The sequence below is a fragment of the Paenibacillus sp. FSL R7-0302 genome (assembly GCF_038006885.1).
In the GTDB taxonomy this organism is placed as follows: Bacteria; Bacillota; Bacilli; order Paenibacillales; family Paenibacillaceae; genus Paenibacillus_AQ.
The window spans coordinates 2153309-2175218 of the sequence record NZ_JBBOWB010000001.1 but is presented as its reverse complement, the minus strand read 5'-3'; the positions used below and the strand labels follow the sequence as shown (position 1 = coordinate 2175218).

General features: G+C 43.2%; 24 protein-coding genes. 6 read left to right on the top strand and 18 right to left on the bottom strand.

The genetic code is table 11. The annotated features are described in order from the left end of the window. Window positions 1–81 precede the first annotated feature (81 nt). Window positions 82–1857, bottom strand: coding sequence for a copper amine oxidase N-terminal domain-containing protein (locus MKY96_RS09375; RefSeq protein ID WP_340940020.1), 1776 nt, complete (start codon window positions 1855–1857; stop codon window positions 82–84). A 302-nt stretch (window positions 1858–2159) separates the two neighbouring features. On the opposite strand from MKY96_RS09375, the gene MKY96_RS09370 reads away from it, so the two are divergent. After that, window positions 2160–2378, top strand: coding sequence for a helix-turn-helix domain-containing protein (locus tag MKY96_RS09370; protein WP_076160374.1), 219 nt, complete (start codon window positions 2160–2162; stop codon window positions 2376–2378). 68 nt (window positions 2379–2446) lie between these two features. After that, the gene (locus tag MKY96_RS09365) at window positions 2447–2764 is read left to right on the top strand and encodes a hypothetical protein (RefSeq protein ID WP_340940018.1); all 318 of its coding nucleotides are present in this window, start codon (window positions 2447–2449) and stop codon (window positions 2762–2764) included. 23 nt (window positions 2765–2787) lie between these two features. Here the strand turns inward: MKY96_RS09365 and MKY96_RS09360 are convergent, their stop codons facing one another. The 7 genes from MKY96_RS09360 to MKY96_RS09330 form a co-directional block, all read right to left on the bottom strand. Further along, complete coding sequence (locus MKY96_RS09360) at window positions 2788–3351, bottom strand: DUF4304 domain-containing protein (protein ID WP_340940016.1); 564 nt, start codon at window positions 3349–3351, stop codon at window positions 2788–2790. 64 nt (window positions 3352–3415) lie between these two features. After that, window positions 3416–4810, bottom strand: a complete 1395-nt coding sequence (locus MKY96_RS09355) for an ADP-ribosylglycohydrolase family protein (protein ID WP_340940012.1) — start codon at window positions 4808–4810, stop codon at window positions 3416–3418. Window position 4811: 1 nt separating this feature from the next. Continuing rightward, window positions 4812–5450, bottom strand: a complete 639-nt coding sequence (locus MKY96_RS09350) for a hypothetical protein (protein WP_340940010.1) — start codon at window positions 5448–5450, stop codon at window positions 4812–4814. 3 nt (window positions 5451–5453) lie between these two features. Then, window positions 5454–5867: a hypothetical protein gene (locus MKY96_RS09345; protein WP_340940009.1), complete on the bottom strand. Its 414-nt coding sequence runs from the start codon at window positions 5865–5867 to the stop codon at window positions 5454–5456. 18 nt (window positions 5868–5885) lie between these two features. After that, window positions 5886–6215 (bottom strand): hypothetical protein, encoded by a 330-nt coding sequence (locus MKY96_RS09340; protein ID WP_340944507.1) that lies wholly within the window; start codon window positions 6213–6215, stop codon window positions 5886–5888. Window positions 6216–6247: 32 nt separating this feature from the next. Beyond that, complete coding sequence (locus tag MKY96_RS09335) at window positions 6248–6961, bottom strand: hypothetical protein (RefSeq protein WP_340940008.1); 714 nt, start codon at window positions 6959–6961, stop codon at window positions 6248–6250. 26 nt (window positions 6962–6987) lie between these two features. Continuing rightward, on the bottom strand, window positions 6988–7908 hold the full coding sequence (locus tag MKY96_RS09330; protein ID WP_340940007.1) for a helix-turn-helix transcriptional regulator: 921 nt from the start codon (window positions 7906–7908) through the stop codon (window positions 6988–6990). Window positions 7909–8013: 105 nt separating this feature from the next. On the opposite strand from MKY96_RS09330, the gene MKY96_RS09325 reads away from it, so the two are divergent. Further along, window positions 8014–8496, top strand: coding sequence for a GyrI-like domain-containing protein (locus tag MKY96_RS09325; protein WP_340940006.1), 483 nt, complete (start codon window positions 8014–8016; stop codon window positions 8494–8496). A gap of 129 nt (window positions 8497–8625) precedes the next feature. On the opposite strand, the gene MKY96_RS09320 is transcribed toward MKY96_RS09325, so the two are convergent. The 4 genes from MKY96_RS09320 to MKY96_RS09305 all read right to left on the bottom strand — a co-directional run bounded on the left by MKY96_RS09320 (window position 8626) and on the right by MKY96_RS09305 (window position 12987). Beyond that, window positions 8626–9486, bottom strand: coding sequence for a DUF1648 domain-containing protein (locus MKY96_RS09320; protein WP_340940005.1), 861 nt, complete (start codon window positions 9484–9486; stop codon window positions 8626–8628). 216 nt (window positions 9487–9702) lie between these two features. Next, window positions 9703–10629 (bottom strand): hypothetical protein, encoded by a 927-nt coding sequence (locus MKY96_RS09315; RefSeq protein ID WP_340940004.1) that lies wholly within the window; start codon window positions 10627–10629, stop codon window positions 9703–9705. 129 nt (window positions 10630–10758) lie between these two features. Further along, a complete protein-coding gene (locus MKY96_RS09310) occupies window positions 10759–11451 on the bottom strand; it encodes a metallophosphoesterase family protein (protein WP_340940001.1) in 693 nt (230 codons plus the stop codon). A gap of 54 nt (window positions 11452–11505) precedes the next feature. Next, on the bottom strand, window positions 11506–12987 hold the full coding sequence (locus MKY96_RS09305) for a serine hydrolase domain-containing protein (protein WP_340939999.1): 1482 nt from the start codon (window positions 12985–12987) through the stop codon (window positions 11506–11508). Between the two features lie 241 nt (window positions 12988–13228). On the opposite strand from MKY96_RS09305, the gene MKY96_RS09300 reads away from it, so the two are divergent. From MKY96_RS09300 to MKY96_RS09290, 3 genes are all read left to right on the top strand, one after another. Next, complete coding sequence (locus MKY96_RS09300) at window positions 13229–15079, top strand: hypothetical protein (protein WP_340939997.1); 1851 nt, start codon at window positions 13229–13231, stop codon at window positions 15077–15079. Between the two features lie 106 nt (window positions 15080–15185). Beyond that, window positions 15186–15506: a MazG nucleotide pyrophosphohydrolase domain-containing protein gene (locus tag MKY96_RS09295; protein WP_036733455.1), complete on the top strand. Its 321-nt coding sequence runs from the start codon at window positions 15186–15188 to the stop codon at window positions 15504–15506. Between the two features lie 32 nt (window positions 15507–15538). Beyond that, the gene (locus MKY96_RS09290; protein ID WP_340939995.1) at window positions 15539–15859 is read left to right on the top strand and encodes a VOC family protein; all 321 of its coding nucleotides are present in this window, start codon (window positions 15539–15541) and stop codon (window positions 15857–15859) included. A 3-nt stretch (window positions 15860–15862) separates the two neighbouring features. Here MKY96_RS09290 and MKY96_RS09285 read toward each other — a convergent pair whose 3' ends face one another. From MKY96_RS09285 to MKY96_RS09260, 6 genes are all read right to left on the bottom strand, one after another. After that, window positions 15863–16270 carry a VOC family protein gene (locus MKY96_RS09285; RefSeq protein WP_340939994.1) on the bottom strand — a complete coding sequence of 136 codons (408 nt, stop codon included), beginning with the start codon at window positions 16268–16270 and terminating at the stop codon, window positions 15863–15865. A gap of 411 nt (window positions 16271–16681) precedes the next feature. Continuing rightward, window positions 16682–17587: a restriction endonuclease gene (locus tag MKY96_RS09280; protein ID WP_340939992.1), complete on the bottom strand. Its 906-nt coding sequence runs from the start codon at window positions 17585–17587 to the stop codon at window positions 16682–16684. A 26-nt stretch (window positions 17588–17613) separates the two neighbouring features. Then, window positions 17614–18792, bottom strand: a complete 1179-nt coding sequence (locus tag MKY96_RS09275; RefSeq protein WP_340939991.1) for a hypothetical protein — start codon at window positions 18790–18792, stop codon at window positions 17614–17616. Window positions 18793–19055: 263 nt separating this feature from the next. After that, window positions 19056–19751, bottom strand: coding sequence for a hypothetical protein (locus MKY96_RS09270; protein ID WP_340939990.1), 696 nt, complete (start codon window positions 19749–19751; stop codon window positions 19056–19058). Between the two features lie 298 nt (window positions 19752–20049). Beyond that, window positions 20050–20334 (bottom strand): DUF6809 family protein, encoded by a 285-nt coding sequence (locus MKY96_RS09265; protein ID WP_340944506.1) that lies wholly within the window; start codon window positions 20332–20334, stop codon window positions 20050–20052. 260 nt (window positions 20335–20594) lie between these two features. Next, window positions 20595–21881, bottom strand: a complete 1287-nt coding sequence (locus tag MKY96_RS09260; RefSeq protein ID WP_340939989.1) for an amidohydrolase — start codon at window positions 21879–21881, stop codon at window positions 20595–20597. Between the last annotated feature and the right edge of the window lie 29 nt (window positions 21882–21910).

Here is a 21910-nt window from a genome sequence, read left to right as displayed (position 1 = left end):
AAGACTACAAACAACGAGAAGTATTTATTAATGATCCGGAAATTCTTGGCCATTAGGGTTTCGGACTACATCGACATAAACCTATAAATCGAAGTCACTGATCTTCCATTGACCGTCTTTCATCCGATTAATTGTAAAATGATTTGTCATTACTTTATCAAGTATGGCTTGATTCTCTTGCAAATATTGTTGATTTCGTTGCACAGTTTCCACAATCATTTCATCTTTACTAACGGCTTTAACAGAGATTGATTTTAGATCATATATTTGTTTGAAACTGTGATGAGTTCCAAGAAGTTTTGCAACTTTCAAATTCAAATTATTACTTGTAACTAAGGAATTCTTTATCTTTATCTCATCCCCCTGTTCAACTTGAAGCAAGAATCGTTCAACTGCGTTTTGTGCAAGACTAGCTGCTGTGCCTAATCGCGCTTCTTTTATACTTGGGTCCCATTCTATTTCCAACCCTGATACTTCAGCAACGAGTTGAAGTGGGATATAAGTGGTTCCATTGTGACTCTCAGCACCAACAGCAGGTCTCCGTTGTTTACCATTAAGATATACAGTGGTATCTCCTGGCTTAAACCGAATTTCCTTACTTTCCATTTTCCCGGTGATTTCGAGTGTTTTCTGGTTCTCTACTACTTTGAACCCCAATCTTTCAAGTACATTGCGATAGGGTACCAATACAACTCCACTTTTCACAATAGGCGGGTTAGTGAGCTTGAATAACTCTCCATTAATACGCATTGAAGCTTTCCGCAAACCTATTTTAAAAATACCTATATTATCTGTGATTCCGATTAAATCGCCCTCATTGTCCACAAGTAATTCAGTGAGGGTCAGCCCTGAATTATTACGTAATAAACAGAACATCTCATTTCCCATCTCATCTAATCCATAAATATTACCGTTAACATCCGAAAAAAACACATGTCCTTTAGAATTCGCAACAATATTTTCAGGTGGTCCATATTTCCTCAATTTATAGCTCCATTTTATTTTTCCCGATAAATTTTTTGCGATGAGAATTGCACCTTCACCAGCTTCATAAGAGCCACCTTTCCATTGATTGGTATCATCATTATTTGTGAATGAGCTTTGTAAATTCCCCGCTATTTTCTCGCTATTAACCGGTTTGCCTTGATCATCCAATATAATCTTCTTATTGCCTATTTCAACAATGAGATACCCGTTTAAATCAGCAAAATAAATATCGTTTACATTTGTTGTGGTGCCAAAAAGACGATCCTCCGAAACCAAAATATCTATTCCATAGGTCCAATTTTTCTGTCCAGTTTTATTGTAAGAAACTATTCCCGTTTGTTCCAATACAATTATATTCTCATTATTATCCAACCAATAAATTTCTGAGAAAGGACTATTAGGTTTTACAAAGTTTAGAATTGCCCGAACTGTTTCATCTGAATTGTATATTTTTATATATCCATGCTGAGTAATAGTTCTTGGTTCTTCATCTATAATCTGAAGGGTGCTTGTTTGATCATAAAATGTAGAAATAAGCGTCCCCTTCGCAGTGCGAGATATATTTGCCCGTTCGTCAAAAAACATCCAGTTTCTCTTTCCCTCTCCATCAACTGCTGTATAAATGTCATTAAAGTCCTTATAATAAACCATATTGTCCGAAAATTTATCAAAGCTAAATTGGTGTGCACTGCGAATCGTCCATTTCCATTCATATGTACCGTTGGTCAGAAAATTCAACGATGTGTTTGTCTTCTCTCCAGAACTATCATAAAGCGTTACTGGAGGTACGGTACTCTGTTCCTTGGTTAAATATTTTAATTTTGGGCTGGCTTCTGAAATTCCCATCTCTGAAAAACTAATAAATATCATGCAAAAAATAAGCAATCCTATTACTTTCCTCATAAATAATCGTCCCTTCAAAGTACTTCTTATCACTTCACTTTTTCTATTCGGGGAAACAAGATGAGCTGCTTTCAAGCCAAATGTATCACTAATTTCCAGATACTCTCCTCCCTATATAATTGGGTATTCCTTCTCATGAAGGATAGCATAAATCTATTTGTCAGTGGTATATTTTTTACTCTATTGTCATGTTTTGTTTATAAGATGTTTCAAAAGTCCAAACTAGCGAATAATTCGCTAAGATATACTTGCGTTGGAGGTGTTCAAATGTGTATCAACGTATCCGGGATTTACGCGAAGATAAGGATTTGACGCAAACTCAAATGGCGGAGTATTTGCAATGCAGCCAGCGAATTTATAGTAATTATGAACGCGGTGATGTTGATATCCCCACTGCTATTCTCATCAAGCTGGCAGACTTTCATATGACGAGTACTGACTATTTACTTAACCGAACAAACCAAAAGAAACCTTATCCCAAAAGTTAAACTAATTTTCGTAAGCGCCATAAACTAAGTTTATAGCGCTTACGAAAAACTCCGGAGGACTTAATGAAATGAAGAAACTTCTGTTTATTATATCTGTTTTCTTTCTTTTATTAGGATGCTCAAATGACAAGGTTACAAGCAACAATAATATGTCCAATAGCGATCCCGTCACTTGGCTCACAATTGGTGGAAACAAATACTACTACACCACTACTTATGACAGTATGGATGAGACCACACTAGTTGATACGGGAAACGTAACTGATGAGGAAGATGGAATTCAACTTGGTCTTAAAATCTACAAAAGCACTGTCTTCGAGGACCGTTACTTCATAAAAAGCCAAGATTATGAAAAGGCATGGCGGGAATATAAATTACGCGATTAGCATTGTTCATATCAACACATGTTTTACACTTCCAGCCCTAACCGCAAAGCCAATCCTGCGGAGAATTCTTTTTGTGACTCCAGTTGCAATTCATTATACACTCTGGTCATACGTGCCTGTGCTTGTTCCATATCACCTGTTAAGCGATAGAGTGCAGTTAAGTGATGCGGGTTCTCGTATGTTCCAGCTTTCTCCCTTAGCTCCATTACCCGAATGACATCTTTAACCTTTTCAAACTGCTGCAGGTGAGGAAGTATATACTCTGAAATGTCTTTCGTTATTCTTCGTTTATGTTCCTCAACGCTCGGATCAGGGGTCAACTTATACCAATTATCGTTGTTCGTTAGCTCAGTACCGCGAATCTGCAGAACTGAACTCACGACTGTTGGAAAAGCTGGTTTCGGGTATAAAAAAACTTTTCCGAATAATTCCTCCATATAGATTCCAGTATTGAAACAGAATTCAATCTCATCTTGTGTGTTCCACTTGGATGCCTGAATGTTCGCTGTCACCGAGAAGTTAGGTGTAATGCGTGCAAAATTATTGCCCCGCCTCATAAACCCTTCTTTTTTTAAACAAAGGAGCAATGGCCTCTTTTATAACATCCTTAAGTACTTCCTGCATTCCCACTCCCCCATCCCCCAAAACAATTCAAATTCCCAAATTCTCATTCACATACAGCTCGCTAGGTTGAATTCGATGCTTACCTGTGTGCAACAGCTCTGGCAAACGTCCTACGCGCTCAGCCAAGCTGGATAGTTGTTGCTCATGAAAATTAGATAAGCCCGTATGAATCCGGTCCTGGAAAGGCTCAAGCCATCTCGCATCCAAGCTGTCCGGGCCGAAATACACCCCGAGCAGCGAGCCTGCTGTTGCTCCGAAGCTGTCGGTATCGTTGCCTTGCATGACCTGCTTGCATATTCCGTCTCCGGCATTCTCAGCAAATCGAAAGGTATTTATCAAGGTGCCGATTTCCTGGTACACCTGACAGTGGGAATGATTCGCGTACTTCTGATGAATGCCCTGATAAGCCTCCAGCCAGTTATCTGCATTCGCTACGATCTGCAGGCAATCCGCAGTAATCTCATAGAATCGGCTCCTTCTAGGGACAAATTGCAGTGCAGTACTTATGATTTCAAGGGGATCGCGCAGTACGTGTGCGGCAGCTATTGCGGCGGCAATGAACATCGTGGCATAAATCCCTGTCCGGCGATGTGTAAAACTGGCATCACGCCAAGCCAGCTCAGCCGCAAGAGCAGGTTGACCGGGACAGGCATAACCGTAAGCATCTGCACGAATCGCTGCCCCGCATAATTCTGTATCTTGCACCAGGAAGTCGGGCCAGGCCTCAATTTCAGAATGATTGAATAGTTCCCGGTCATGCTCCAAATAGCTAATCCCCGACCGGACCAGGATGGCCCTTTCCGGGCCCCAGGTTGTACTTATCGGAAGATGATTTATCCATAGGTCTCTTAAATTCCTTTTCGTAAAACCCTTGCCAAATTGCTCCAACGCCATCATTCCCATTAAGGTGTAGTTGATATCATCGTCAGGTGCCACATAGCGAATACGCCCCCGCGTCGTCTCGAACCAGGACCAATGACGGCGATCCAACGCATGGAGAGCTTTTTCCGAAATATAATCATTCAACGGCCATTCCCCTACAGCGGTTAACGCTTGACGTAACTCCGACAAACTGGGATTGACCTCGATCGGCTTGCCCAGCATTGAACCACAGACTGAAGCGAGGAAGCCTGCCTCTACACGCTTGGCGCTGTCCTTCAGATTCAAGACTCCCATCTGCCCAAGAGGTCTGTCCTGATCGCATTCCCACCATATCTCCTCCAATTCATTCGGCTCATAGTAAGGCCAATTGTCCCGCATTGGAAGATCAGCCATGCTATGGGCGAATTCCAGATAAGCATCATAGCTTGCGGGAAGCTGTTCCAATCGGGCTAAATAACCGGAGGTCTGGTGCCCCTGTGCAAATTTATTACGTAGAACTCCCTCTAATTGATGTTTTAGAAACGCAAGTGACGGTAGCATGTTATGCCTCCTTTGTTCTGATAAATGCCAATAACTTTGAAAAATAAACAGATTTTATAATCTCACCGTTTATCGCTTCAATTTCCTTAATGAATTCAATGATTTTAGCTCTTACCTCATTTACAAAATCACTTTTAGGTATTCTAATATTTGCAAATGACCCGTAAGGTACATTTTCTAGTAATCTTTTGTCCATATGAATTAAATATCTATAAGGTATTTCACCGTTCTTCTCGCTTAAGATTAAAATCTCATTCTCCACTTCTATCTCTAACCAGGTCCAGCTATTTTCAACATATTTTAAGGCTATGTACTTATGCATACTTAAGGAGTTGCAGCCATCGACAAGCAGATCCAAATGAGTCAGAATGAGTTCAGAAAAAGTGTGCTTAACGGTTAAAGGCATATTGGAAGTAGGATAAGAGATGAACTCATGACCGCCTATAACCAGAGTAAATGCCCCATAGATCTGGTGCCACTCTTTATCAAATGTCGCTGTATCCACCGTTCTCAGTTCCTCTATCTGATCTTCAAACACCTCATACTTAATCTCAAATGTTGGGCGCTTTTCCTCCGATACCACAATCAAATCATTGTGCATTTCAGACATTAACTTCATGATCCTTTCTTCGAAACTCAAACATCATAACATCAGCTCATTGTTATATTTCAATTTGATAGAATCAGGCAGTTGATTATAAATATGCATTGGTAATCCGAAATCTTTTTTTAACACTTTTTCCTGCCCCTCCAGATACCCGCTAAGGAAATCCCAGTAAACAATAAATAAACCATCTTCATGTATAAACTCCATCCACCCATCAGCAACTAATTCTTGATTAGCATTAAAAACCATGATGTTTGAGAAGTTTTCTACTTCACCATCTAAATACTTGGTTCGATGTCCTTCTATACAACAATCAGACCAATCAAATCTATAATCATCCTGGATGAGTCCATACCACTTCAAATCCTTAATTAACTGTCTCTCTACTTCAGCTTTTAATTGAATCCCCATACAGTCGGCGAAGCAGAACTGGGAATGCTCTGATGCCATCTGAGTTCCTCCCAACTATTAAGCCAGATCAATATGCTCCTCTTCACACCTGCTAAACACCACTTCAAACTCACCACTCATTATTAAATGTGAAACCACCTCTTCAATCCGCTTACGGCTGCACTCATCCACAAGCACCATGTCACTTCCCCACAAATACTTGCCGTGCAAGCACTCACCCGTCTGTTTATTCTTGTCAGCCAGCGTCTGTATGTTCCTGTATGTAAAAAATGAAGCCACCCACCTGGAACCATCTTCAAAAGTTACTATGGCATCCGTGTTATCGTCATCTATGTTCCATTGTCCTTCCACCCATTCTTCAGCTTCAATCCAAATAGAATACTTCATTTCATTCACCCTAGCCCCTCCCCAATCCTGCCTCACAAAATAAACACAACCGCAATCAACACATAAGAATACCGCACATTCTTTCTCAACATTATGTATATCGTTCCATATAAAATGGACATAAAGAACGCATAAATCCCTGTCGCCCCGCCTTGAAGCAGAATATGGATCAGGCCCCAGGTGAGTGCGAGGAACATCCCGCCATAGGGCAGACCGTCTCTTTTGAAGAGGGTTTCACCGAACTTTTGACCAAACGCAATCGTCAGCAGGATTAGCGCAGCTTCAAACAAGTAATAAACATTCTGAAAAACGAATCTCACCGCATCCTTGTACTCCTGAACCGGCTTAAAGCCCTCCCATACTATAGTTGTCGCTGCAATGGCGATCACCGAAACCACAATCGCGAGTAGCCATCCCCTGGCTTTTGGCTCCGCATTTAACTTCATCATGTCAAAATCATATTTGCGCTTGGAGAGCCTGATCAGGAATAGGGCCATACTTCCCCACAGCAAGCAGGTAATTCCCCAGTGTATACATTGATGAAGCAGCGTATATTCAGAGCTTTTAACTCCTAAGATCAAAGGTAATACCATCAACAATACCACTTCCAGCCCAAACCCTGCAAACGCATACAATGCTAAAGACAGATAATCGCTGGCTCCAACCTTTTTCTCTGCCATCCCAGTGTTCCCCATGGCCCTCACCCTCCAGTTCAATTCACCTTCATTTGCCAAAAGCTCATCCATCCCGCCACACTCACCAATCTACATCACTAATCCCCCTCATACTTCCTCATAATCCCCCGCACATATTCCTTGAACCCGCTGCGGATCTCGGGAGGCCCCAGCACTTCACACTTATCTCCAAAAGCAAGCAGCCGGTCGTAGCCATAGTCATTCGCAATAATGGGATACTTGGCCCAGCAGTGGTGTTCATCCACCCGCAGGATATGGTCAGCACCGAAGCGTTCGATTACCCGATCCATAACGGAGCGTTCCAGCCGGATTGTCACGTCCACCCAGCCCTGGTTCAGCCAATCGCCGCCGTCCATCGGGAGAGGGGTGAACGCTTTTGGAACGAACTGCTCCTTCGTCACCTGGAGACCGCTCATTCTGGCCAGCTTGAAGATCCGGTAGTCCTGCTTATCCAGACAATAGGCTTGCAAGTACCAGCTACTCTCCTTGAAAACCACCTGATACGGCTCCACCCGCCGTTCACTGATCTGCCCCCGCGCATCCGTATACGCAAAAGTGAGCACACAATGCTCCATCATCGCCGTCTCCATCATCCCGAACAGGCTGCGCAGCGACTCGTTTCCTTGATTCAAGGACAGATCCATGACGAACGGCGCATTCGGCTGACGCTCTGCGTTGTCCGGGTATAGAGCGTTCAGCTTCTCTGCTGCATACACCAGTTCCCTTCTTCCAAAAAGCTGCTTGTAGCTGTGCAATCCATTCTGCAGGTTTTGAATTTCTTGCGGGGTGAACAGGGTTTTGCCCACTTTGTAGGATTTCATCAGCCCGACACCGCCCCATGCTCCCATGAGCGTATAGATGGGCAGGCCGGCTCTATTCAGCGTATCAATATCCCGGTAAATCGTTCGTTTGCTGACTTCGAGCCGCTCCGCTAACTCGCGCGCACTAATCTGCTCATGCTCCAGCAGGATCATAATGAGCGCAATCAAACGATCCATTTTCATCATGACCACCTCAAATCAAGTATGCCATACAGATGTCACAGTTGGTAGATTATGCTTGCTTGGAATACACCAATCCCACGATCCAGGAGGTACATTGTCATGATTTCGACCAGAATTGAAACGAAAGCAGCATTCCGCATCATCGGGTACAAGACGGCTATAAGTGAAGGTGGAACGGTGCACGATCCGGCGTATTCTCCGCTCAAAACGGCTTTTTTCAAAAGCACGCTGGAGAGCGGCTCCATGTCCGCCCTGCGTCCCTTGTCTGAGAGTCCCTACGGCTTCGCCGCGATTGCCCAGGAGGATGGAAAGATCCTGTATATTGCAGGCGTTCAGTCGTCGAGGCCCCAGCCGGAGGCTGCGGGTGAAGTGCTTTTTCCGGGAGGAGAGTATTTGGTGTTGTCAGGCCAGGGCGGGTTGTCGCGTCTCGCATTTGACCGGCTGGAGGACGAGGCATTCGGTGATATCCTGAACGATAACTATGAGTATGTGTATACCGGACACCCGATCGCGGAGGTACTCACCAATGGTAATCCTATGGATGCCGAAGTCGAAGTATGGGTGCCGGTGAAGAAGCGGTAGGCGGATTGAAGATTGTTTTTGAGGAAATAAAGTAGGGTATATGTAAAAGTGGCTTCGTTGCGATGTAGCGCGTTGGATCAGCGGCACTCAGAATTTGAGGTGTGGCTGATCCAGCGCTCAACCATCTGCTCAGGGGTTTCGGCTTTCGCGCTGACCAGCCCAGTACGTTAAGGCGCAGGCATATAGGATGATAAAGGCAATTATGCTTAGGACAACTGGGATAACAAAATTAATATTAAGCAGAGACATCATATTTAGCTGTACTACGGATAACAGGATAACGAACAAGAAGCTTGCTGTAATCATAAAATTCGACCAGGCACGGCGGTAAGTTTCGTCTTCTCTAAACTGCTTCTTCCCTCTGCGGATACTCCAATACTCAAATATGAACAGAAAGGTTCCTAAGACCTGCATGATCGCAGGTATAAACACGATACTATAAGATTTATCTACATAGCGGTCTACGGTCCAACTGCCGTTGAAATGGACGGGAAGCTGGTCAGGAATCAGATCGTAGTTACGCAGCACTGTTACAATACTAACCACAATAATAACAGCATGAATGAGGAACCAATGACTGGGCAGGCCAACATTTCCGTTCCGCAATCCAGGTTCCATGACCGATGATTCGGGAGCAGCAGGCAGCGTCGGCAGTACGCTTTTCATTTTCAAATGATACCTAAAGTTAATAACCAGGGAGATTACGAGCATGGCGAGTGTATAGGAGATAATGATCCAACTGACTTGCTTCGAATGTTCATCACTGTAGATTAGGCATAGAATGCCAACAATGAATAGGATGGTATGTAAAATAGCACTAATTCTAGCATATGACCTCCGCATCTGGCGCAATGGCTCACTGTGGAATTGTTCAGCGCTGACAGTGACACCGAAACTAATCGTCTCTTTTGAGAAATAAGGCATCCTCACGATGATTATAATGGAAGGAACAAATACTAGGATAAATACGATAACAGGCAGCATCGTCATATCATTCACCTCATTCTACATGAATTATTTCACATAATCCTCTCTCGAAATTGTAATTTCCGCACAATGCAATAACCCTACCATAATATAGTATATTTGTCACATCGCACTCCTATCCATTATTTAGACAAGCCGGTGCTGCTTACCTCAGGAAAAAGGGCTATAACAAGTCACTCTTTCTCTACCCGTTACAGCCCCTATAAGGTACCCGCACCATCAGAGCAACTCACTAACCGATACCTGATACAACGTATCATCTGCACAGAACAGCACGCGGTCTTCCCGAAAATCTTGCGTCACGGGTACAAGCGGCTCGGATTTTTCATTCAGGAACCGTATCTTATGCCCTTTGGTCAAGCTTGATTGTTCAAGTTTTTTGAGATAATAGTCTCCGTGTTTGCCGTAACCGCCATCGAACAAGAAGTGACAACCATCCGTGCAGAACCCGGCCGAACCGGAAATCTCAGGATTCACAAACGTAACCTTGGGCTGACCGGGTCCGCCTGAGATGCAGCCGAGCAGAAAGTCTGTATAATAATAAAACCAGACCTGCTCTTCACGGACAACATTCAAAGCGTAACAATCAGCAATATTAGATACATGATCTTCGTATAACTTGTTCCCATGCTCATCCCAGGCCACAAGGCCGTGTTCACCGACAGGCTGATCCCACCCGTTATTCCCGAACACGCCTTCGTCAAAATAACTGGTCCAGATGGTGCCTTTCTCCGTCACTTGAACATTCTGAATCCCGTCTCCAAGCAGGAACTCACGGACGGTACGTCCTGTATAGTCACACACTTTGGCGTTCAGATCATATTTACCTGCACCATAATACGAGCAGCGTGCTCCAACCAGCAGCAGATGTCTGCGAAGCGGCTGAACATAATGATAATTGAAATGCTGATCCGGAAATGTAATCTCATCGATATAATGTTGACTTTCTACCATCAGAACCTTGTAGGTATGCGGTTGCTTCAAAGCCGGTTGGACGAACATTCCTCGTTTCCGTTCCGGGATCTGGTTAATCAGCAGGACATATACGCAGCCATCTCCACCTAATTGAGCCGAGACGATCTTGAACCCTTTAGTATACATCGAAATATCTGCAAAAGGCTGCAGCGTCACCGTTTTATGAAACATGCCAATTCCTCCTTAGGGCTGGTGTAAAACCATCCTCTGTTCTATTACCGTATTATGGCAGAGTAGATGGAACCAGAACATGGCGGAAGTATGGCGAAGCTTAGACTTCATCTCTTTCGTTATACTCTGTTACACAATCCTCACCCTATCCTCATACAGCAACACCTGCTCCTCCGGCAGCTCTGCATTATGATGAAAATGCCCAAAGAACCATTTCCCATAGTCCAGTTTGAACTTAATTTCGTTGAAATATATATGCATGGGATCTGCTTCCACATTCGTATTATAGCGCCCTTTGATCCACTGAAGAGCATCATAGGAGCAAGTGTGGGTCAATACATAGTCCACTCTCCACTGGTTCTTTTCCAGATTGCGGATGCCTTCCTGGTATTCTTCCAGGCTTGGCATTTCGCGTTCCCACCAGGATACACCAGCCTTCCTGTACTCCTTGTCATGTGAAGCCGCCCCGCCAAAGGTGAAAAAGCTCTTGCCTTCAATCTCAAAGACTTGGCCGCGCATTAAATGAATGATACTAGGAGTAATGTGATGCACCCGACCGCCGTTCCATTCGGATACGGGATAGGATTCAAGCAGATCAAAGTTCTCATGATTCCCATCAATGAACAGGGTGGTCCATGGTTTCTCAGTCAGCCATTTTAGCCAAAAGCGATCCTCCGCATCATCTGCCCACAACAAGCCGAAATCGCCGACAATAATAACGTAATCCTGCTTCGTCAGCGTCCTGCCTTCGGGGAAGTTCCTGGAGTTAAAGCGGCTGGCCACGCTGATCGAACCGTGAATGTCACCAGTGACATAGATCATAGGATCTGCTCCTTTCGTGTGAGTAACAGTCTCGTAAACGGCTGGCAGCTCCGGTCACCGCCAATTCCTGCCTGCCAGAATCATCGACAACACGCAGCTAAGCGAAGCCAGCCCCATCCACAGCAATACGGAATAGGACATCCATACACTAATCATAGTGTAATTATAGTTTACCAATAAAGGCCAGCCTAGTACCAATAGTAACAACAGCGCTCTGATAAGAATCGTAACACGTGCCTTAATTTTTTGACGGCGAATCCCCTTGTCTGTGGCAAAATCGCTTCTCCCTCCTGCCAGCCGAATGAGCTTAAAAGCAATACCGATCACAGTTAACACAACGAAAAATGAAGCTATCCCATCCATTAGGATATACGTATCGTCATACTTGAAGGTCTTCATCGGTTGTCCGTGCATCTGATCATAGATATTCTGGGCAATGAGGGTAGGTGCGGTAGAGTTCACATTAGCCAGCACGAACACCCCCTCCTTCCGCTGCGGATCGATGATCGCCTGTGAGGCATAATTCGGGTTACTTCCACTATGACGGATCACCTGCGTATCCCGTTCCTGACTCCAGCCGAAGGCATAGCGCAGGTCCTCGCTTTCATGTCCCGCTGTACGGAGGTCAGGCTCATGCGATTGCTGAATGGCCTTTTTTAGCTCATCTGGAATGTCGCTGGTCCCCATCTGAGCGTTGACCCAGTGCTGCAAATCGTTCAGATTCGTCACCAGATACCCTGCGGCTATATTTCCGTAGTATCTTGGAGCATCATATGTCATACTTTTGCCAAAAAACACCCGGTACCCCTGCGCAAGCTGCTCCGGCTTCCGTTCCTGCCCTGTCGAGAAATAGCTGTCGTTCATCCCCAGCGGCTTCAGGATGTGCTGCGTCACATAATCCTGATAGCTCATCCCTGTAACCTGTTCAATGATTGCGGCCAGAATATCATAATTCACCGTTGCGTACTGATAGGCGCTCCCCGGATCGGTATCTAACTTAAGGCTGGACATCTTATGTATGGTTGCTGCAAGCTGCTCCTTATCTGAACCTTCAGGGATCAGACGGATGCTCCAGGACGGTATTCCGCTGGTATGTGAGAGTAGCTGGTTAATGGTGATTTTAGCCTTTTCACCTTTATAGGTCGGAGCAAACTCTGGTAGGTAATTCGAGACATCGTCGGTAAAAGCCAAGACCCCCTGGTGGTTATGCAGCATAATCACTGCCAGAGCCGTGAATGCCTTGGTCGTTGAGCCTAGCTCAAACAGCGACTCCGCTGTGACCTCCTGCCCCTGCGCCTTATCGGCGTAGCCGTAGGTTTTGAATTCGGTTTTGCCTCCTTTGGCGGACAGGATCGCTATACCTGGAGTCGCTGTCTTGTCCATGATGCTCTGCACCATAGCGGACTCACTGTCAACCTTCCCTGAAGCCAAAAGAGTTCCAATCTCATGCCAACATGCAGCCGTAGCAAGGACTACGATCAGCAGCATCGCAATGCCTTTTAGCAGCAATTCTTTTCTTCGCGTTGTCTTCTTCATTATTAAGCTCCTTCAAGATCTGTCGTCTGGTTCAAGATGTACTTAACTAGTAAGACGTATTGACGCAGCCGTTCCCTGCACAACGAGGGTAAATCCCAAAGCTTCCGAATAAAACGCTACTGCCATATTTAATTTCTCTCCCTGCCTTGACCTTGAAGTATACTTCAACCCTTATAGTGAAATATAGTTAATGGTAGACTTAAAAAACGGGCAAATATGCTTTTAACGAAAGAGGTATATTATGAGAAGTCAATTAAAAGGAGAACTGTCGGGGATTCTATTCCTGATTCTAGCGATTGGTGCTTCTGTATTTATCGGGAAAGAAATGTTGTTCGCTGTAGTAGCAATAATCTTTCTATTGGCACAATTAGGTATTTATACTCTTCTCCTCAAGAACAGAGGTAAAGTGTTTTGGGTCTTTGCAGTTGCCTTGGTAACCGAGATTTTATTCTTAGTCACTAAGGAGTTTTGGATATACGCACTTGCTATTTTACTGCTAATCGCAGCAGGGGTATGGAATGTGTTTTTTGCTGGTGAAGTGCGTAAGAGCGGGAAGGTTTTGCTAGTAGTTCGGAGAGTGTTGTACGGTATTGTGGCTTTAGTTTCCAGTGTGATTTGGATCGTTAACCTATATGCTCAGCCTATTACGAGGTCTGTTACTCTGCCTGCTGAACTGAATGTTGAAACAAACAATGACCAGCTTGATTCTCCAGCCCTCATGTTGGAAAACATAAAAAAAATGAATTCTTTTGGCAGCCGTACAACGGGCTCTGAAGGTCACAATCGGTTCATTGCCTGGTTACAGCAGCAGGTGACGGATATGGGGCTTACTGTGTACCGTGATAAGTATACTTTTGACCGCTGGGAAGAGAAGAACAGCTCTGTGATCATTGATAACGAGGAAATTCATGTATCTTCAGCGTTTCCTTACTCTGGGGAGACCGATAGCAATGGAGTAACCGGAGAGCTTGTCTATACTAAACCTGGTAAATATGAGGAAGCCAAGGGCAACATAGCGGTCGTTGAAATCAAGAACCTTAAGAATTTCCCTATGGCACTGGTTATGAACATACGCGATACATTTCGAGCGCCGGGCGGAGTTCCTTCAGATGAAGGCGATCTAGTCCTGACCACAGGTTTGAAGCATGCAAAATTGGAAGAAGCCAAGGAACAGGGCGTTAAAGCAGTCATTATCGTCTGGGATGGCGTTTCAGATGACAAGGCTGAAAAGCAATACCTCCCATTCACCGAGCATTATTTCGGAATCCCGGCAGTCTGGGTCAATAAAACAGAAGGACAGAAAGTGATCAATGCAGCTAAGGAGCATAAAGCGGGCACAGTGATTTTAGAGGCAGAAAAACAGGAACATGCGCCGACAGAATCTTTTTATGTGAAAATTGAAGGAAAGAACAAAAAGGAATCGATCATTATAAATACGCATACCGATGGTATAAATGTGGTAGAAGAAGACGGTGCGATCGGCATGCTCTCTATGATTCGGTACCTGCAGCAGCAGGAGCAGCCAGAACGGACTATGATCTTCACCTTCGTAACAGGACATTTCCGATTGCCTGAATTCAAAGGTACCTCGCAGGCAACCTCAACCTGGATGCAGGCTCATCCTGAGCTGTGGGATGGTAAGGATGGACATTTGAACGCCGTGGCAGGACTCACTGTAGAGCATCTAGGCAGCTTGGAATGGAAGGACAATGCTTCCGGTGAATATGCACCGACTGGAGCAATAAGCACAGAATTCACCTATGCAGGGAATGAAATAATGGAAGCTATTTGGATGAAAGCTGTTGAAGATAGAAGTAACACCCGGACAGTAATCTTGCGCGGACATAATAAGTTTCAATTCGGTGAGAGTCAGCCCCTGTTCAATGCCGGGATTCCAATGATTGGACTGATCCCCATGCCGGATTATCTCCTGGTAGATAGCGCAAATAGAGAAATGGATAAGTTCGATGTGAATCTGATGCGCGAACAAGTCGGGTCTCTATTGAAGGCATTACAGCTTATTGATCGTACAGAGACTACTGAGTTGGGGGCGGCAGATCGGTATTCGTTTTTCTTTGGGCGGACGAAGTAGTTGAATGGTAACAGCTAACACTGATGCCACAGGATAATGAGTGTAATTATGGTATTATTATATTCGAGTTTTTGAGTCTATCAATCTTCTTATACCGGAGGGAAACATGGATATCACTGAATTTCAACAATGGGTTAGGGAATATTACAAAAATCGTAACTGGTCGGACTTAGATATATTTGTTCGTATTGGATTTCTTGCTGAAGAAACTGGGGAAGTCGCCCGCGCAATTCGTGCGTTAGAGATTGGCAGGGATCGTCCAGATGAGGTTGCAGGCACATTTCAAGAGAATAAAGCTGAATTAACAGAAGAACTTGGAGATGTTCTAGGAAATCTCATTGTCATCGCCAATAAATATGATATATCGCTTGAAGATATCTTGATATCGCATAAACAAAAGCTTCAGGCACGCTATTCAGAAAATTAAAATAAATGCAAAAATAGGAAGAAGGTATACATATGAAGCTTTGTGGAGTCTGTATCCTCACTGACAATGCGCCGCGTCTCGCTGCTTTTTATGAAATCGTGCTCAAGGAATCTCCGGTTGTTGAAGGGCAGCATTACGGATTCGACAATGCTCAGCTTGCGGTCCACAATCCGGGCCAAGTGAACGTGGTCAATGACAAGAATATGTCACTAATGTTCTATGTTCATGATGTCTTGGCTGAATATGACCGTCTGAAGCAAGCCATCCCCGGTATCGGGATTACCTCTCCACCTGAGCGCAGACCGTGGGGCGCTACTCCTTCTGGTTCCTTGACCCCGACGGCAATACGGTGAGCTTCATTGAGAAGAAGGATCTACCGTGATATACCAGTACACGCCGTACTTATCGACGACTTCAGCACAGCAGGAGCTCCAGGGAAGGGCGCCTAACGGAAATAACACCGTGCCGCCCTTCGCTAGCATTTCGTATGCCTTGTTCACTTCTTCTTCACGCTCAAAGTTAATCCCATAACTCATAGTTGGATGTGATCCCTCTAGTGATGATGAGAGCATGATATTAACCAAGTTATCATTGTGTGATTCACTGACAGCAAATATTTCTTGTCCATCTCTAAGTAATGATGCGTGCATAAATGTTCCATCCGGAAATCTCTCATGATAGCCCAGGGTAAGTCCAAAGGCTTCTGAATAAAATGCTACAGCCTCAATGGTATTCTTAATGTATAAGGTTGCTCCTAGTTTCATCCTGTAGACTCCTTATTATATTTAACTTTTCTCCCGCCAAAGACCTCAATCATCATTAACACACCTATCTTGTAGCCATGGGTAAAAGATAATGCGGAATGCAGCGAACATGTGCCAACTATAATAATTCACCAATAGTCCTTACGTATTCTATTATCCATAAGTATCGCAAACAAATATGACGGAGCTTGAAGATGTTGTAACGGCACCGTGTTATCAAGCGGAACATGTTTTAATGCTTCGACGAAAACATTCTTAGAGAGTATTCTATTCGTTCTACTTAGTTGTATAGAATTTCCCTTTATCTCATAAGTAAACTCAGCACCTCTAATCTGCTTAAAAACTTCACCTTCATTTTCACGTATCCTCTTCCAAATACTCTCTATCATCTTAACACCTCAAAAGAATTTTCTACTCTTCAAAGAAATCTAAATCAATTTTTTTAGTGATATATATATCTTCATTCGATACACCTATATTATAGGTGAACATCAAATCCGTAAGTTCTTGCCCATCAATTAGTATTACTCGCTTATCAATTGATTCTACATAGTTTCGAGCATCTTTTGAAAACTTAGTTGTTGTAATAAAAATGCCTTTTGATGCTTTTTTCCCAACCAAACTTCCAACAAATTTTTGAATCTCAGGACGAGAAACTTTAGAATCTAAGTTCCATCGTTTTGCTTGTAAATAGATCATGTCCAAACCTAGCACATCTTCTTTAATAATCCCGTCAATCCCTTCATCACCTGATTTGCCTATTGCTTTGCCCGCCTCTTTTACAGAACCACCATAGCCCATAGCAACAATCAAATCGACCACTAATCGCTCAAAAAATGCAGGTGAACATTCCAATATCTTTTCTAAAATCATATCTTGTAGTTCATTTTTTAAAATATTATAATTTTGCTCAATAATTTCCCAAGGAGTTCTGTTATTCTCTACAACATCAGTATTTGGTTTATCCACATTTTTATTTATAAACTGGTTAAAACTCTGATATCTACTTAGATACTTATTATCGATTCTATTGACAGATGTATCTGCTAATACTTTCAATCCCTCATCTGTAATATTAAATACAGCTCTTCTCAGTACTTTAATTAACCCTGCTTTTGATAAATATGTTCTTGCCCATCCAATTCGGTTATGTAACAAGGTTTGTTTTCCACTTGGAAGAAGTTCCGTAATATCGTCATCTGTTAAACGAAAATGCTTTGCCAGTAGAACATATATTTCTTGTAATTTATACTCTTTTCCATCCTTCATCTGGTTCAAAAAAGGATACATAAAATCTTGGTAACCTGGTACTGCCATTTGATCATCTCCTACATTTAACTTCGTTATTTTATTACAATATAATCTTTTTCAGTCTTAAATCTATTAAATTGATTTTGACCTTCTTCAAACCGTTGCCAAGTATATGTCAATGCTTTTTCATGGGATAGAATTCCTTTATCAACATTTAAAATCCAGTTATCAAAGACCCATGAAATATCGCCTGCGTTATAATATGCTACCGATTGATATTTATTGATTCCAGCAGATTTAATATTCTCTTTCAGGATGTTAAAGCCCTCGTCCCCTTCTGAACTCTTAACCATCGTAAGCTCATCATTATGAATATACCAATAGCTAACCGTACTAAAATTAGAGCTTTCGCAGGTTGAAACCGCGAATAAATCAGGCTTCCCTTTAACAATAAAAACTTCTTTGTTATCATAATTAATCTGACGTTCACCAATAGAATAGAATTTCACATCTGTTGTTCCCTGTTTTACAGTAGCTATGTCATAAATACCGCTGTACAGTCGATCTCCTTCCATCGCGCAAGCCCATGCCAAATCATTAGTTTGAATTTTTTCAGAATTAGAAAACAAATAAACGTCATAACTCTGCTGAGCACTAGAATCAGACATCTCAAATTTATAAACATTGTTCTTAATGGCAAAAGCCAGTCTCTTTTGTTCCTCTTCGTGTACACTCTTTTGCTTTAAAGTCTCAGACATCAGCATCTGTGCTTCAACTGAATCCACCATACTCTGCGAAGTCTCAAAATGCTTAAGTGCTTCATCAAATAATTGAATTTTCAGTAGTTCCTTTCCTTCAGCAATTTCTTTGCCCGCCAAGGAGTTTTTATGTAACACATCAAGCTGAGCAATCTCTTCAGTAAAACTGGCCTCATACCCTAATAGGGATACTTTGATGTCATTAATTACCTTGATAGACTGGTCCCATTCCTGCTTATCTATGAATGCTTTGTGATTTGTAATTGCTATAGCAATCTCATTTCTAATAGCTTGCTTCTGAGCAGATTGAGCTTGGTGTAACAACTCCGATGAATCCGTTTTTTTAGATTCAAGCTCAGATGCTTCCTGGAAATCATTAATCGCTTTCTTGTAGTCCTTAGCTGCCATTGCTTCTTGCCCAGACTTGATTCTGTCTTTGTATTCTTGTGATGTACATCCTACAAGTAACAGCATAAAGCAAGCTAATACATATAAATAATTCTTTTTTCTCATAAACGCCCCTCTTTATCAATATGCACAATAATCCTTTTCTTAACTAACTGTAGTGAACCAATACAATTCTCTTTTAAGCCTCCTCTGATTAAAATGGATGGTATTAGCAGAATAATCATAACCGAGAGCCTTAATCTTATGTATCTTTCAAAAAAGTGAATACACCATCATAAAATCATAATATACCATTATATTCCATCAATAATATTCTTGCTATTATTATAGGAAATCCATTGGAACAATGGATTTGAATGGTTTTAATATCATTCTACTTTCATCCATAAAGCATTCTGCCGATCATCAGGACTTGACAAAACTATCATTCCGGATTGATGACCTTCGGGGATTAAAAATCCAACCCAACCGTTAAAAGGTTTCCCTTCAGATACACTGGGAGAATATTTGAGGAACATAACAGAAGGAATTCTCTTTAGAGTTACTGAATCAATATATTCAAACCTAGAATTATTTATTGACAGCAATGCCCCCGGTTTTTCAGATGCTAAGATATGAAGGTTCACTTTTATAAGAACATAGGAATAACCGCTTGGAGCAAGTTCTTTTTTCTCCTGAAGGACTTTCAGAGCATCCTTTCCTGTGCTCGTTTCTTCAATGGAGACTGATCCAATGAATTTATTAAAATTTTCATTCATTTCAAAATATGCTTTTGAACCAGAATGTAATGGATTGGACTCGGTGTACCCGCCATACATGCTTATGTCCCTTCTCAAAATACTGATTGTATTCGACTCCGGCATGACATGATATGACCCATCCATCCCTTCAATAACTGTGCGCAAAGGTACATACGTCACTCCATCAATAACCTTTGCTTCCCCTTTAATTGCAGTCCCATTTACCCTTAAAGAGAAACCTGTAGTTGCCGCATAGACCGTAATTGATAGACATCCTACTGAAAACATAATAAGAAAACTAGATATCACTAACTTTTTGTTCATAATTGACACACTCCTTGACCTGAAAATATCCTTCCTTACCCTGAACTATTATTAACAAGCGCGTACTCCATCCTCTTTTTTAATATTCGACAAGATACCCATCCCCCCTTCCAAAAGAACTAAATTTCTCCATGTGTAATGAACACTGGTGTTTTTTCAGAAGTTGTTCAATCCTCACCTGCCTTCATCGCGCTCCCCTAGATGGTGTATTGCGAGATTAATTCCACTCATAATTTCCTCACATAAAAACCGAAGCAAAATTACGCCCCGGTTCCTTTACTACTAAATTTATGCCTCTTTAAATAGAGCTTTTGTCCTCGCCAAACACCTCAATCATCATTAACGCACCTATTTTGTAGCCTTGAATAAAAGATAATGCCGAATGCAGCGAGCAGGATTCACTATGTAGCTCCAGTAATTTCTCGATCTGATCAAAATCTTCTTCGGGTAGTCTCTCTCTAAGCATCTCTAATGAATCAATAATCCGCTGATTAATCCTTCGCGATTCAGGATCGTTTGGCTTCATCCGTTCATTGGGACGCAAACTCCCATAATACAAATCCTCCAAAATAATGATTATCACTCCCTTTCTATGTGCCGCGATACTTGTACACAATAGTGATCCACACTTCCAAGTTTACTTGATATAGTGGGTATATATTGTTTTTTATGCAGTATTCGCATATAATCACAACCTCTACAAAAACAAGCCCATATGCCGATGTTAAAGAAAATAAAGTACTAGACTAGCGAGGACGCTTCGTTAAGCAAACGGACAGTCTAACGCAACAAAATCAACGAAAAACGCGGACATTAGCTGCCCGCGTTTCTAGTAATTAGGAATTAAATGCCTCCAACGATACGCTTAGACCGCAGCGATACTTGCTCCAATAACTCGTCTTCATCAATCGTGAGCAGTTGACGGCCTTGCATTAAGACTTTTCCGTTAACGATGGTGGTGTCCACGTCCGCACCGTTAGCGCAGTATGCGAGCAGTGAATGGAGGTTGTGTATCGGCTGCAAGTGGGGTTTTCTCATATCAATCAAGATGATATCTGCCTTCTTCCCGATTTCGAGCGTGCCCACCTCATGGGCGATGCGGAGCAACTGCGCACTTCCAGCCGTCGCCATGCGAAGAGCACCCATTGCAGGAAGCTTCGTGGGGTCCCCGTAATCCAATTTTTGCAGCCATGTTGCCGCCCGGATCTCCTCGAACATGTCTAACGTGGTGGCGCTGCCCGCCCCATCCGTGCCTAAGCCTATCGTAATCCCTTGGTCAGCCATATCCTTGATCGGCGCTATGCCGCAGCCAAGCTTGAGATTGCTCACTGGATTATGGGATACTCCGCCCCGCATACTTTTCAGATAACCGATATCACGGCGATTTAGATGCACGCTATGTGCGAGGAGCACATGCGCCTGTTCAAACAGACCGAGGTGATACAAATATTCGGTTGGGGTCTGATTATACTTTTCCCGAATCTGAATGACTTCCTCTTTCGTTTCGGCCAAATGAGTATGTAACGGTATGTCCTCCTGCTCCGCTAATTCGATAAGCTCTCTAAATGGCTGCGGAGGAACAGTGTAAGGGGAATGCGGACCTAGCATGGTCGTGATTCTGCCTTCCGCTGCACCGCTCCAGTGACGAACGAGATCAAGCGCCTCGGACATTCGCCGCCCTCCGTCATTTTCGAGGAAGGTGAGCCCCCGTGTTAAAGAAGCCCGCATACCGGCCTCTTCTACCGCTGCCGCGATTTCATTCATGTGAATGTACATGTCGGCGAAGGTTGTCGTACCCGATTTAATCATTTCCGCCATCGCGAGCTTTGCTCCCCAATAAATATCCTCTGGAGTCATGCGTGCTTCAGCAGGGAGCATTTTCTGGTTCAACCAATCCATAAGCTTCAAATCGTCGGAAAATCCACGCAATAAGCTCATAGACGAGTGTTGGTGGGCGTTGATCAGCCCGGGCATTGCAGCCATCCCCCCGCCATGAATGATCACATCCGCCCCAGTAGATATAATGGACTGAATGTCCGCTATGCGGTCCCCGTCGATGAGAATATCCCCGATATAGGGTTCCTCGATTCCCATGGTTAAGATGGTCGCGCCTTTGATTAACGTCTTCATCGTGACAGCCTCCTTTTCTAGGGTTTATA

Excerpts from the sequence above, each read along its gene's own strand:
- MKY96_RS09335 (WP_340940008.1), bottom strand. The coding sequence starts at position 6,961 with ATGGATGAGCTTTTGGCAAATGAAGGTGAATTGAACTGGAGGGTGAGG.
- MKY96_RS09260 (WP_340939989.1), bottom strand. The coding sequence starts at position 21,881 with ATGAAGACGTTAATCAAAGGCGCGACCATCTTAACCATGGGAATCGAG.
- MKY96_RS09310 (WP_340940001.1), bottom strand. The coding sequence starts at position 11,451 with ATGATCTATGTCACTGGTGACATTCACGGTTCGATCAGCGTGGCCAGC.
- MKY96_RS09290 (WP_340939995.1), top strand. The coding sequence starts at position 15,539 with ATGAAGCTTTGTGGAGTCTGTATCCTCACTGACAATGCGCCGCGTCTC.
- MKY96_RS09320 (WP_340940005.1), bottom strand. The coding sequence starts at position 9,486 with ATGACGATGCTGCCTGTTATCGTATTTATCCTAGTATTTGTTCCTTCC.
- MKY96_RS09295 (WP_036733455.1), top strand. The coding sequence starts at position 15,186 with ATGGATATCACTGAATTTCAACAATGGGTTAGGGAATATTACAAAAAT.
- MKY96_RS09270 (WP_340939990.1), bottom strand. The coding sequence starts at position 19,751 with ATGAACAAAAAGTTAGTGATATCTAGTTTTCTTATTATGTTTTCAGTA.
- MKY96_RS09330 (WP_340940007.1), bottom strand. The coding sequence starts at position 7,908 with ATGGATCGTTTGATTGCGCTCATTATGATCCTGCTGGAGCATGAGCAG.
- MKY96_RS09315 (WP_340940004.1), bottom strand. The coding sequence starts at position 10,629 with ATGTTTCATAAAACGGTGACGCTGCAGCCTTTTGCAGATATTTCGATG.
- MKY96_RS09365 (WP_340940018.1), top strand. The coding sequence starts at position 2,447 with ATGAAGAAACTTCTGTTTATTATATCTGTTTTCTTTCTTTTATTAGGA.
- MKY96_RS09305 (WP_340939999.1), bottom strand. The coding sequence starts at position 12,987 with ATGAAGAAGACAACGCGAAGAAAAGAATTGCTGCTAAAAGGCATTGCG.
- MKY96_RS09285 (WP_340939994.1), bottom strand. The coding sequence starts at position 16,270 with ATGAAACTAGGAGCAACCTTATACATTAAGAATACCATTGAGGCTGTA.
- MKY96_RS09345 (WP_340940009.1), bottom strand. The coding sequence starts at position 5,867 with ATGGCATCAGAGCATTCCCAGTTCTGCTTCGCCGACTGTATGGGGATT.
- MKY96_RS09325 (WP_340940006.1), top strand. The coding sequence starts at position 8,014 with ATGATTTCGACCAGAATTGAAACGAAAGCAGCATTCCGCATCATCGGG.
- MKY96_RS09355 (WP_340940012.1), bottom strand. The coding sequence starts at position 4,810 with ATGCTACCGTCACTTGCGTTTCTAAAACATCAATTAGAGGGAGTTCTA.
- MKY96_RS09300 (WP_340939997.1), top strand. The coding sequence starts at position 13,229 with ATGAGAAGTCAATTAAAAGGAGAACTGTCGGGGATTCTATTCCTGATT.
- MKY96_RS09275 (WP_340939991.1), bottom strand. The coding sequence starts at position 18,792 with ATGAGAAAAAAGAATTATTTATATGTATTAGCTTGCTTTATGCTGTTA.
- MKY96_RS09340 (WP_340944507.1), bottom strand. The coding sequence starts at position 6,215 with ATGAAGTATTCTATTTGGATTGAAGCTGAAGAATGGGTGGAAGGACAA.
- MKY96_RS09280 (WP_340939992.1), bottom strand. The coding sequence starts at position 17,587 with ATGGCAGTACCAGGTTACCAAGATTTTATGTATCCTTTTTTGAACCAG.
- MKY96_RS09375 (WP_340940020.1), bottom strand. The coding sequence starts at position 1,857 with ATGATATTTATTAGTTTTTCAGAGATGGGAATTTCAGAAGCCAGCCCA.